The following is a 10,712-nucleotide window of genomic DNA, read 5'->3' as shown; positions in this document are numbered from 1 at the left end:
ATCCTGAGCCGTGGCTCGGCGGGCAGCGCCGGCATCCACCGCCGCAGCGTCAGGTACCAGCTTCTCGTCGTCCGTTGCTTGAAGTCCGGCCGAGCGCACAGACAGCTTCCGGCGCGACCAGCGGGCGAAGATGTTATCATTGCCGCCGCTCATTCCTTGTCTCCAGTCCCGGAAGGCCAATTGCGCCCCGCATCAAGCTTTGCCCGATCGCGCTTGCGCTTGACGAACGGCCGCTCGACATGGTGGGCTTCAACGAAGGCGGCAAGCTGCTGCTGGATCTCGGACGGCATCGGAACCGCCTCGATGATGTCGGTGCCGGACTCCGTCAGCGACTCGGCGTCCGAGGGATCGGCGGTTACCAATTGCAGCAGGACCCCGGGAGGCGCATTCGTGTGCCGGAGCGATACCCACAGGCTCGGCTGCTGAGAACGTAAGTTCTCCCGGTACATCGTCGTGTCCGCTCCGAAGAACTCGATGTCCGCCGCTCCCGCATAATAGCGGGTTACTGTTGCGGTTTCATCGAGCGCCGTCCAAGCTGCGGCTACCGGAACGCCGACGAGCACCGCAACGGGCATCCAGGCATGATCGACCCACGGGTTCTGCAGAGTCCGTCGCTCGACGACGACACCGACTTGAGTTGTTTCCCGAACCAATTCGGAATCCTGACTGTCCACAATGCCTAACTTGCGGGTGTGGCGGCTCGAAGCGGCAGGCCGGCGATTAGGTTCTGCGGCTTCATGCGAACCATGCGGTCGGATGTCATCGCCATGATCAACCAGATCGGCCGCGCACCCACTTCCGGCCTAACTTCGTCGAATTCGGAGAAGTCGAGCCGAAACAAAGCTATAATGCGCTTTGCCGCCTCAGGGTCAAGGTCCTCGCCTGTCCACAGCGCATTGCCGATACGCGTCGCCTCCGCGTCCAGACCGACGAACCATGCCCAATCGTCGTCCTCGGTCCGCTCGACCGGCTCAACCCTCACCTCAATGGCCAGCAGATGGCGTATCCAGGCCTCGATCGCGGCGGCAAGGCCGCGCCGCGCCGGACTGTCGACGTCGCCGAGGCCAAGCACCATGTCAAAGGCATCGCTCCTGCCGAAATAGCTGCAGGCATTCTTCTCCTGGAGAATCTGCAGCTCGGTGACGGCAGGCCCTCCGAGCATGTTCAGGAGAGGCGAGGCGTGACGGTTCTGCTCGTGGACTTCAATGGTTTCCGCATCTGCAAGCAGCAGCGCACCTTCATGGAGGGTCACTCGCTGGGCACGGTAAAACAGCTCGGCCGCACGCAGCACGAAGGGATCGTCGTCGCCGTCAAGCGCATTGCGCAGCACCAGTTGCGCAAGCTGGTTCATGAACAGGGGCGGAATGTCGGCAGCCGAGCCGCGCGCGAGTTCGAGATAGCAGGCTTCGAGGGACGGCGCTGCCAAAAGGCGATTGCGAAAGGCAATCATGAACTCCCAGTTTTCCCGAGCATCCGGGTCGTCGATCGCGGCGATCTCCTCGTTCCCGACCGGCCGGCGCGGATCGTGCATCAGCAACTCGTGATGCAGCCGCAACTCCGCCGCGCACGCATCTTCCGGCGGCAGAAGCTCAGGGCGAGCCAAATAAGCTTTGAGGAACGGATCAGTCACCATCAACCGGCCTGCCTTGTCGCGATCGAGCAGATGGTGGCCCGAAGAAATCCAGAAATCTATCATTTGTGCCTACCCGCCAGCACCACGATGTCGACTTCTTCCATCGCACCCTCTTCTCCCTCGACCTCGATGATGCGGAATGCGGCCGCCGGATCAAGGCGGCTCACCTTCCGGTGCAGGGTGCGGAACGATTCACGGATGCCCGCCTCCTCGCCAGCGCGGTGCAGCGCAACAAGGGTGTTCGGCGGATGACTGCACAGGGACTGCGCGAAGGCGATTTCCTCCTCGGCGGCCGCGCGCGCGACCGCCATCCCGGGCGCTCCGCAACGGGCGACAAGCTGCTCGGCCAGTCTTTCGGTCGCAGCCGCGACTTCTTCCGCGGTGGCCTTCGTCACGATGACGAGGGTGGACCAGCCGAAGCTCTCAACACCCATGAAGCCGGCGCGGAAGGCTTGTCGTTCTTTGCCGGAGAGGCTTTCGATATCGGCGGCGAAGAACCGGAAAGTCCCCGTGACGGCCCACTCGCCGGGTTCCGCGGCGTGGGAATAGACGAAGCCATCCGACGGATCTAGGCGGATCGTGCGCAGTAGCTTTAGAGCCATGGCACACCCGTAGCGGGATCGAGCCACGAAGGTGAGCCAAGAGCTTCCACCAAACTCCGCCTTTCGGAGGCTCCCCGGCAAGGCTTCCCCGGAAGCAGCAGATCGCCATTGTCAGCGATCCGAACGTCCTGGCCTCGGTGTGAGGAGCGGTGCAGCCATTGGCTGGCGAGCGATGCGAAGCCGGTTTCGCCCCATTCGTGGAACTCGTTCATCAGGTGACGGGAGAAGCTGGCGATGATCTCACCAGGATCGGGGGCTTCGGAGCCCAATTCGTCAAGCGCGCCGAGTAGCGGCCGCTCGCCAGGTTCGTAAGCGCGCACGGCCGCGATGCGGATCATGGCAGAAAAGACGAGCCAGGCCGGCGTCTCCTCGTCGCGAGCTCCCTCAGGCCAGCCCAGGCGTCCGCCGCCAACGAGAGCGCCGTCGATGCGGATCGCGTCCGGCCAGTCGAAGGTGACCGGCATTTCAGGCGGTGCACGCGCTGCAAGCGCGTCGGCCAGAGCGTTCATTCCGGCATAGATGGCAAGGCGGGCCTGCGCCAACGATTGTTCAGGCTCCAGGACGACCGCGAACTCGGCCAGATCATAGCGCCGTACCCAGACCAGCGTCCCTGCACCCTGCTCGCCGGCAATGGCGCGGGCGTGCTCGAAGGCATCGCCGGCTTCTCTCAAGACAGTGAGGCTGTAGAGCGGGGGCAGATCGAGGGCGCGGTCGGTGACCGAAGCACGCTGGGACATGATGCCGATCCATTTTTGATGACGGCGGCCTAATTCTCCAATAATGTATATACTGTCTCTACAGTAAAGGCGCTACCGCAGCGGGCGGTGTCGCGTAGCCGGGAGGCGCAATGAGCCTGGACAAACCGCGCACGGTCTTCATCTGCTCCTGCGAGCGCAGCATGCCTGGTTTTGGCGACAGCGTGCGCCGCGGATGCAAAGACGCTCAGGTGCAATCGGGCGATCAGCTGTGCGGCGCCGAAATCGAGCGTATCCGCAACAGATTGAGCGAGGGGGGAGCCATCACCATAGCCTGCACACAGCAGGCGCCGCTTTTCCGCGAAGTCGCTGAGGAAATCGGCTTTGCGGGTGACCTCGATTTCGTGAACATCCGCGAGGCGGCAGGCTGGTCGGCAGAGGCCGCATCCGCCGGGCCGAAGGCGGCGGCACTCGTCGCGATGGTGGCCGAACCGACCTCGCCGCCCGCCCTCGTCACGCTTCGAAGCAATGGCGTGGTGCTGGTTTATGGCCGCGACCAGGCGGCAATGGAGGTCGCCTGCCAGCTTGCCGGGGATCTGGACGTGACCGTCCTGCTGACGCGACCCGCGGAGGTTACACCCAACCGCGTGTGGGATTTCCCCGTCGTGCGGGGCAGGATCCGCAATGCACAAGGCCATCTGGGTGCCTTCGAGCTGATCGTTGATGATTTCGCCTTGCCAGTTCCCTCTTCGCGCGACCGCCTGCGCTTTGGTGCGGCTCGTGACGGCGCAATCTCTAAAGCAGACATCGTGATCGACCTCTCCGGCGGCGTTCCGCTATTTCCGGCTCACGACCTGCGCGCGGGCTACCTCAAAGCGGATTCCGCCGACCGGGCCGCGGTAACGGCCGTGATCGCCAAGGCTGCTGGCCTCGTCGGCGAATTTGACAAGCCGCGCTACATCGATTTTTCCGCCGATCTGTGCGCTCATTCACGCTCCCGCATCATCGGTTGCACGCGTTGCCTGGATCTGTGCCCTACCGGTGCGATTGCCTCGGCCGGCGACCACGTGATCGTCGACGCAGAAATCTGCGCCGGTTGCGGCAATTGCGCGGCCGCCTGTCCGACCGGTGCAGCCGCATATGCCGTTCCGGATGCGCAAACCCTGCTTCGGCGGCTGCGTTCGCTCCTGGTCACATATCGAGAGGCGGGTGGCAGGGATCCGGTCGTTCTGTTCCATGACGGCTATCACGGCGAGCCGCTGATTGACGCGCTCGCGCGGTTCGGCCCAGGCCTGCCTGCGAATGTACTGCCAGTCGCCGTGAACGAGATAACGCAATTGGGAATAGAGGCGTGGATAGCGCCGGTGGCATGGGGCGCGGCGGCGGTGATGGCGCTCGCCTCCGCGAAGCCCAAGCACGAGCTCACCGGCTTGGCCCGCAACGTCACCATCGCCAATCTGCTCGCACGATCGCTCGGCTACGGGTCGGAACTCTGCGGCCTGATCGAAACCGACGATCCGGACATGCTGAGGTTGGCGCTCGACCGTGTGCAACCGGGCTCCAGCACGCCGACGCCGGCGACCTTCCTGCCCCTGGGGGACAAGCGCAGCCTGTTGCGAAACAGCATGATCGAACTGCATCGCGCCGCGCCGACGCCAGTCGAGCGCGTAGTGCTCCCAGCGGCAGCGCCGTTCGGCGGGCTCGATATCAATGTCGAGGGCTGCACGCTCTGCCTCTCCTGCGTGTCGGCGTGCCCAACGGGTGCGCTCTCCGACAGCGAGCAACAGCCTGCATTGTACTTTTCCGAAAGTGCCTGCGTCCAATGCGGGCTCTGCGCTGCGACTTGTCCGGAGAAGGTGATCCGTCTCGCCCCGCGGATTGATTTCCCGGCATGGAGCGCGCCACGTCGGGTCGTCAAGGAAGAACAGCCCTACGAGTGTATCCGCTGCGGCAACCCGTTCGGGACCCGCAGTACGATTGAGCGGATCGTCGCCAAGCTGGAAGGCAGGCACTGGATGTTCTCGGGCGAAAACGCGCGGCGGCTGGAACTGGTGCGGATGTGCGACAATTGCCGCGTCGATGCCGCCATGAGCGAAGACCTCGATCCCTATGCCGGTCCTGGCCGGCCGGCCCCGCGAACGACAGAGGATTATCTCCGGGACCGGAACTCGGAAACCAAACGGGTCTAAACTCAGTTGCTGCGGGTCTCGGCCTGTAGGAATCGTATCAGCGCCGCCCGATGCTCGGGGTCGCGAATGGTCTGCTCGGGCATCTTGGTGCCCGGCGTGTATCTGCTCGGGCCAAGCTCGAACAGCTTCGATACCGTTTCGGGCGTCCAGACGATGTCCATCTCCCTGAAAGCGGGCGAGTATCGGTAGCCAGGCACGGATGCGATCCTGCGGCCGAAGATGCCGTGAAGCGTGGGGCCGGCGCGATCGCCCTCGTGGGGATCGAGCGTGTGGCATGCGACGCAGGCGCGGAACACCTCCGCGTCCGGATTGCCGGCATATTCGGCCATCGGATCGGTCGAACCCTCGATCTTGGTTCCGAGCCGTTGCCCGGCCTCGACATTCCATTCTCCCACCACTTGATCCCCGCCGCCGCTCAAAAGCGTCTTTCCGTCAGGCGAGAAGGCGAGAGCCCAAACCGGCACGCCCGCGGTGCTAAATGTGCGAACGGGCTGCAGGCTTTTGACGTCGAGCAGCACAATTTCACCTTTGATCGACGAGGCGGCGATGTATCGTTCATTCGCCGTGACGGCGAGCGCGGTGATCGGACTTGACGAAGCTGCAACTTCGGCCAGGATTGTCCCGCCTCGGTTCAGTTCACTCAGCTTGCCGTCCGCGCCCCCGACGAACACGCGATCGCTCCTCGTCGCCACCAGCGTGCTCAGCGGTGCAGGCATCGCGACCCTGACCGGAGCTCCGCCTTCGGCCGGCCAAAGCATGACTGCCGCGTCGTAGCCGGCACTTGCGAGCGTCCCGTCGGAGAGGTATGCGACCGCGTTGACGTTTCCCCTGTGGCCTTCGAGGACGCGCGGCTCCCCGCCGGAAAGCGGCCACACCCGCACACTGCCATCCCAGGAAGCCGAAGCGAGGGTGGAGCCGTCGGGCGACACTGCGAGCGACACGACCGGCGCTGAATGGCCTTGCAGGACGGCGACCGGCGTGCTTCGTCCGGCCTCCCAGACCGCAATGCGGCCGTCCGCCCCCGCGCTGGCGAAGCGGCCTTGCGGCAGGGCTGCGACCGCATCGACCTGCCCATCGTGAAACAGCAGCACCTCCCGTGCTTCGCCGGTCTTGATCGACCAGATGATCGCCTTGGCGTCGAAACCACCGGTGATCGCAGTTTGCCCATCGGCCGTCACGGCAATCGCCCGCACTGGTCCGCCGTGACCGCGGAGATCGGCACCCAGCGCGGCGACCCCGAAGAGGAACGGAGCAGTTGCCATCAGACACATTGCGAGCGTCGTCTTCATTGCGCACCAGGCCGTTCCGTGCTCCCTTGGCGCAGCGCCGCCGTTGCGGGCATCAAGCTTGCTGGATCGGCCATATTGTTCAAACCGTTCGAGGCAATCATATGACCCAGAATATGGAAACCGATCCCTTCAACGTCTCCATGCGCAAGTTCCTCAAGCAGGTCGGCGTGACTTCGCAGCAGGCAATCGAGAAAGCCGTGGCGGAGAAGGGCCTGAAAGGACAGGGCCGACTGACCGTGAGGGCCCTCGTCACGTCTGAGCCAGCAGGCCTGCACCATGTCGTGGAGGGCGAGATCGATCTGGGGTGAGCAGCGACCGAGGTCGGGTTCGGCTGCTACTTCGCGAACCGGATCCGCCCGGCCGGCGATGGATCATACCCGGCAAGCTCGGCGGCGCGGCTGGCGAAGGTGTCTTGCTGCAGCAAACGCAGCAACGCCTGGATCGGTTGCTGAAAGTAGGTCCGCTGCCGCATCAGCAGGTCGAAGCTTTCCCAGGCCAGTGACACGAAATCGAGGCCGGCGGCGCAGGCGGCGGCGCGGGTGGCGATTCCGCAATCGGCCCGTCCGGTGCGCACGGCGGCTGCAAGCTCGGGACCGGTAAGGCAGGGGGGCTCCAGTCGGTTGACCTCGCCGTGGCTCGCGCCGGCATCCGTCAGCAACAAAGCGAGCAGCATGTCCGCGCCTGCGCCGCGTTGACGGACCGCAATGCGCGCGCCGGTCGCAAGTACGTCGGTCAACTTGTTGAGCGATTTCGGATTGCCTGGCGCCAGCAGCAGGCCCTGCTCGCGGCGGGCGAATCCGACCAGCACCGCATCGTACAGCCGCGGCCTCGTCGCAATCGCGGCGACATTCGGGTCCGGGTCGTCGCTGTGGAAATGGATCGCGGCGACAGACACCTCGCCGCGCAGCAGGCGTGTCACGCCGGCTTCCGTGCCTTCTGTCAGAAAGGCCAGGCCGGAGCCCGACTGACGCAGGCTCCATTCGAGCAGATCATCCTGGCTGCCACCGACGATCGGCGGCGGGTCGGATTGAATCATTCCTCCGGGCCGGACCAGTCCCGACATGACCCAATGGTCGAGTTCATGTCGGGGAAACAGCCATTTGCCGGCCACCTTGCTGCAGGGGAGGCGCTGCTGCGCAATCAGTTCGTAAAGCTTGCGTTCGCCAATGCGCAGATAGTCGGCGGCTTCAGATGTCGTCAGAAATTCCATCCTGCATTGATATGCATATTTCTGTGCCGGTTCAAGAATTTGACTCTGGCGGAAGAGTTGCAGGACATTGGCGCTGGACAGGATTGCGAGGAGCAATGTCGGAAGGGCTGGGCGCATGGCAACTGATCGCGAGCGGTGACGCGACGCTGTTTGCCATCGTGCGCCTGTCGCTCGCGGTCAGCCTTTCGGCTGTCGCGATTGCCATGGTCGCCGGCCTGCCGCTTGGCGCAATTATCGCGCTCTCGCGCTTTCCAGGTCGTTCGGCGATCGTCGTGGTGCTGAACGGTTTCATGGGCCTGCCGCCGGTGGTGGTCGGGCTGACCGTCTATCTGCTGCTATCGCGATCCGGGCCGCTGGGCGAGTTCGGTCTTTTGTTCACGCCCGCCGCCATGGTCTGCGCGCAGGCGCTGCTGGTGTTGCCCATCATCGCCGCTCTGACCCGCCAGACGGTCGAGGATCTGTGGCGCGAATATCGCGAGGAACTGAACGCGATGGAGGTCGGGCCGGTGGGCCTGGTCGCGACGCTTTTGTGGGACGGCCGCTTCAGCCTCGTCACTGCTCTGCTCGCGGGCTTCGGCAGGGCGGCGGCCGAGGTTGGCACCGTCATGATCGTCGGCGGCAACATCGATGGCTTCACCCGCACCATGACGACGGCAATCGCACTTGAAACTTCAAAGGGAAATCTGCCGCTCGCCATCGGACTCGGCCTGATTCTGATTTTTCTTATCCTGCTGATCAACGCGGCCGCCTGGGGCGTGCGGGTGTGGTCCGAGCAACGGGCGGGCTAGGGGATGCGGGCCGCTCAGAGCGATCTTCCACTTGTCTTCGATGACGTGTCGCTTATCGCTGGCGCGACGACCATACTCCAGCGGGTGAACCTGACGATCGGGCCACATGCGCCGACGGTGATCGTCGGCCCAAACGGGTCGGGCAAGACCTCCCTGTTGCGGCTTTGCATGGGGCTTACTGTACCTTCGGCCGGAACCCTGACTTGGGGCGGTCGGACCCTCTCCCCGAAGACGCGGCGTGCGATCCTGTTCCAGAAGCCTGTGATGCTGCGGCGCTCGGTGGCCGCGAATGTCGCCTACGGCCTGGCTACGGCCGGCTGTCCGCGTCGGCTTCGCGCGGCGCGCACGGAGGAACTGCTCGACCGCGTGGGTCTTCTCGATCTGGCGGCACGTCCGGCACGGCATTTGTCAGGCGGGGAGCAGCAGCGGCTGGCGCTCGCTCGCGCACTGGCGCGCCAGCCCGAGATCCTGCTGCTCGACGAGCCGACAGCCAGCCTCGATCCGGCGGCGACGCGTTTTGTTGAGCAGATCATCATCACGGCTGCCCAATCGGGCACGAAGATCATCATGGCCTCGCACCATCTCGGCCAAGTGCGCAGGATCGCTGGAGACGTCGTCTTTCTTGTCCGGGGGCGTGTTTGCGAGCATGCCGTTGCCGGCGATTTTCTGGATCGTCCCGCGACTCGGCAAGCGGCTGCCTTCGTGCGCGGCGAACTCGTGCTTTAATCAACCGGACGGAGATTGAGATGCTGACCCGCCGAATGTTGTGTGCGCTTGTGGTGCTTCTGATGCTCGCGAGCGGCGCGCCTGCCCAGGAGCAGTCGATAGTTGTGGCGTCAACGACCTCGACGCAGGATTCTGGGCTGTTTGACCACATCCTGCCGCTGTTCGAGAAGAAGACCGGCATCGGCGTGAAGGTTGTTGCTCAGGGCACCGGTCAGGCGCTCGACACCGGTCGGCGCGGCGATGCCGATGTGGTCTTTGTCCATGCCAAGGCGCAGGAGGAGAAGTTCATCGAGGAAGGGTTCGGGGTGAAGCGCTTCGACGTGATGTACAACGACTTCGTCCTCGTGGGGCCCAAGAGCGACCCAGCAGGCGTCAGCGGGACCAAGGATATCGCAGCCGCGCTGATCGCCATCGAAGCCAAGAAAGCGGCCTTCGTATCGCGCGGCGACAGGTCTGGCACCCACTCGGCCGAATTGAGTCTGTGGAAAACGGCCGGCATCGACATCGAGGCGGCCAAGGGCACCTGGTACAAGGAGATCGGCCAGGGCATGGGAGCGGCGCTCAACGCCGCGGCCGCCATGAACGCTTATACGCTTTCCGATCGTGGTACCTGGCTGTCATTCAAGAATCGGGGCGAGTTGGGCATTGCCGTCGAGGGTGACAAGCGGCTGTTCAACCAGTATGGCGTCATGCTGGTGAATCCGCGGAAGCATCCAAGTGTCAAAGCGGAGGCCGGCCAGCGCTTCATCAATTGGCTGATCTCTGCGGAGGGGCAGAAGGCGATCAGCGAGTACAAAATCGACGGCCAACAGCTCTTCTTCCCAAACGCGCAGCACGAGCGTTCCTGAAGCTTGTTGCAAACCGGCTCGGGTCTGCTTCACTATCGGGCCATGACGAGAACACTTTCTCCGACAGGCGCGCTCACCACCCTTGACAAGGCGCTCGCAGGGCTGCTCGACGGTGTGATGCCCGTCGCCACCTGCCTGGTTCCGCTCGATGAGGCTCTTGGGCGCGTGGCTGCCGGGATGCCGGCTGTCGTGCCGGCGCAGCCTGCGCGCGATATCGCTGCCATCGACGGCTGGGCGTGTCGCGCCTTTGATCTCGTGGGAGCGTCGGCCTATTCGCCAGTAGCATTGCCGACCCCGCCCCTCTGGGTGGAGACGGGCGATGCCATGCCTGGAAATCGTGACTGTGTGCTGCAGGCCGGTCTTATCGATTGCGATGGACCGGTGATCCAGGCGGCATCTGAAGCCGCGCCTGGCCAGGGTGTGCGCCGGATGGGCGAGGACATGGCGGCGAACCGCCCGCCAACATTTGAAGGAAAGACAATCGGCGTCGCTGACCTGCTGGTCGCTCGCAAAGTGGGATTGAGCCAACTTGCCGTACGGATTCCGTGCGTGCGTGCGATCGACGTCTCTGCCGAGAGCCACGAGACATTCTCCCTGCGGCTCGTGGTCGAGAGCCTGGGTGCCTCTGGAGCTTCGATTGCCGAAATAGAGGCCGTCGAGCGTGACGCGACAGCGATCGCTGCCGCTCTTGATGGCGAGTCCTGCGATTTGCTGCTCCTGATCGGCGGGACT

At 64.2% G+C, this 10,712-nt stretch carries 11 protein-coding genes and 1 pseudogene; 6 read left to right on the top strand and 6 right to left on the bottom strand.

All coding sequences use genetic code 11. The features are described from left to right. Positions 1-149: 149 nt before the first annotated feature. The 4 genes from EN990_RS33300 to EN990_RS33285 are packed head-to-tail and all read right to left on the bottom strand — an operon-like array spanning position 150 to position 2,972. Positions 150-653, bottom strand: a complete 504-nt coding sequence (locus EN990_RS33300) for a DUF3305 domain-containing protein (protein WP_127385642.1) — start codon at positions 651-653, stop codon at positions 150-152. A gap of 26 nt (positions 654-679) precedes the next feature. Beyond that, positions 680-1,696 (bottom strand): DUF6352 family protein, encoded by a 1,017-nt coding sequence (locus EN990_RS33295; RefSeq protein WP_127370406.1) that lies wholly within the window; start codon positions 1,694-1,696, stop codon positions 680-682. Further along, complete coding sequence (locus EN990_RS33290) at positions 1,693-2,235, bottom strand: DUF6505 family protein (RefSeq protein WP_127388538.1); 543 nt, start codon at positions 2,233-2,235, stop codon at positions 1,693-1,695. The genes EN990_RS33295 and EN990_RS33290 overlap by 4 nt, the downstream gene beginning before the upstream one ends. Next, on the bottom strand, positions 2,226-2,972 hold the full coding sequence (locus tag EN990_RS33285) for a biotin/lipoate--protein ligase family protein (RefSeq protein ID WP_127369938.1): 747 nt from the start codon (positions 2,970-2,972) through the stop codon (positions 2,226-2,228). The genes EN990_RS33290 and EN990_RS33285 overlap by 10 nt, the downstream gene beginning before the upstream one ends. Before the next feature lie 110 nt (positions 2,973-3,082). On the opposite strand from EN990_RS33285, the gene EN990_RS33280 reads away from it, so the two are divergent. Continuing rightward, positions 3,083-5,119: a 4Fe-4S binding protein gene (locus EN990_RS33280; RefSeq protein ID WP_127369937.1), complete on the top strand. Its 2,037-nt coding sequence runs from the start codon at positions 3,083-3,085 to the stop codon at positions 5,117-5,119. Positions 5,120-5,121: 2 nt separating this feature from the next. Here EN990_RS33280 and EN990_RS33275 read toward each other — a convergent pair whose 3' ends face one another. Continuing rightward, a complete protein-coding gene (locus EN990_RS33275; RefSeq protein ID WP_245465186.1) occupies positions 5,122-6,381 on the bottom strand; it encodes a hypothetical protein in 1,260 nt (419 codons plus the stop codon). Positions 6,382-6,509: 128 nt separating this feature from the next. On the opposite strand from EN990_RS33275, the gene EN990_RS33270 reads away from it, so the two are divergent. Then, positions 6,510-6,716, top strand: a complete 207-nt coding sequence (locus EN990_RS33270) for a DUF6494 family protein (RefSeq protein ID WP_064994243.1) — start codon at positions 6,510-6,512, stop codon at positions 6,714-6,716. Between the two features lie 26 nt (positions 6,717-6,742). Here the strand turns inward: EN990_RS33270 and EN990_RS33265 are convergent, their stop codons facing one another. Continuing rightward, entirely contained in the window at positions 6,743-7,618 is an 876-nt protein-coding gene (locus EN990_RS33265; protein WP_127385643.1) for a helix-turn-helix transcriptional regulator, read from the bottom strand. A 95-nt stretch (positions 7,619-7,713) separates the two neighbouring features. Here EN990_RS33265 and EN990_RS33260 point away from each other — a divergent pair, with 95 nt between their 5' ends. From EN990_RS33260 to EN990_RS33245, 4 genes and pseudogenes are all read left to right on the top strand, one after another. Continuing rightward, a complete protein-coding gene (locus EN990_RS33260; RefSeq protein ID WP_064994245.1) occupies positions 7,714-8,406 on the top strand; it encodes an ABC transporter permease in 693 nt (230 codons plus the stop codon). A gap of 3 nt (positions 8,407-8,409) precedes the next feature. Beyond that, positions 8,410-9,132 (top strand): ATP-binding cassette domain-containing protein, encoded by a 723-nt coding sequence (locus tag EN990_RS33255; RefSeq protein WP_064994246.1) that lies wholly within the window; start codon positions 8,410-8,412, stop codon positions 9,130-9,132. 20 nt (positions 9,133-9,152) lie between these two features. After that, a complete protein-coding gene (locus tag EN990_RS33250) occupies positions 9,153-9,980 on the top strand; it encodes an extracellular solute-binding protein (protein WP_127388537.1) in 828 nt (275 codons plus the stop codon). A gap of 3 nt (positions 9,981-9,983) precedes the next feature. After that, positions 9,984-10,712: pseudogene (locus tag EN990_RS33245) on the top strand (molybdopterin-binding protein); the annotation flags it as partial.

Source organism: Mesorhizobium sp. M7A.F.Ca.US.005.03.1.1, from assembly GCF_003997975.1.
GTDB lineage: Bacteria > Pseudomonadota > Alphaproteobacteria > Rhizobiales > Rhizobiaceae > Mesorhizobium > Mesorhizobium ciceri.
The sequence above is the reverse complement of the archived record's forward strand: the minus strand, read 5'-3'. Positions and strand labels throughout refer to the sequence as shown.

Bases quoted from the DNA above. Each gene is read 5' to 3' on its own strand.
- EN990_RS33265 (WP_127385643.1), bottom strand. From the start codon at position 7,618: ATGGAATTTCTGACGACATCTGAAGCCGCCGACTATCTGCGCATTGGC.
- EN990_RS33255 (WP_064994246.1), top strand. From the start codon at position 8,410: ATGCGGGCCGCTCAGAGCGATCTTCCACTTGTCTTCGATGACGTGTCG.
- EN990_RS33250 (WP_127388537.1), top strand. From the start codon at position 9,153: ATGCTGACCCGCCGAATGTTGTGTGCGCTTGTGGTGCTTCTGATGCTC.
- EN990_RS33290 (WP_127388538.1), bottom strand. From the start codon at position 2,235: ATGGCTCTAAAGCTACTGCGCACGATCCGCCTAGATCCGTCGGATGGC.
- EN990_RS33295 (WP_127370406.1), bottom strand. From the start codon at position 1,696: ATGATAGATTTCTGGATTTCTTCGGGCCACCATCTGCTCGATCGCGAC.
- EN990_RS33260 (WP_064994245.1), top strand. From the start codon at position 7,714: ATGTCGGAAGGGCTGGGCGCATGGCAACTGATCGCGAGCGGTGACGCG.
- EN990_RS33275 (WP_245465186.1), bottom strand. From the start codon at position 6,381: ATGGCAACTGCTCCGTTCCTCTTCGGGGTCGCCGCGCTGGGTGCCGAT.
- EN990_RS33285 (WP_127369938.1), bottom strand. From the start codon at position 2,972: ATGTCCCAGCGTGCTTCGGTCACCGACCGCGCCCTCGATCTGCCCCCG.
- EN990_RS33270 (WP_064994243.1), top strand. From the start codon at position 6,510: ATGACCCAGAATATGGAAACCGATCCCTTCAACGTCTCCATGCGCAAG.
- EN990_RS33280 (WP_127369937.1), top strand. From the start codon at position 3,083: ATGAGCCTGGACAAACCGCGCACGGTCTTCATCTGCTCCTGCGAGCGC.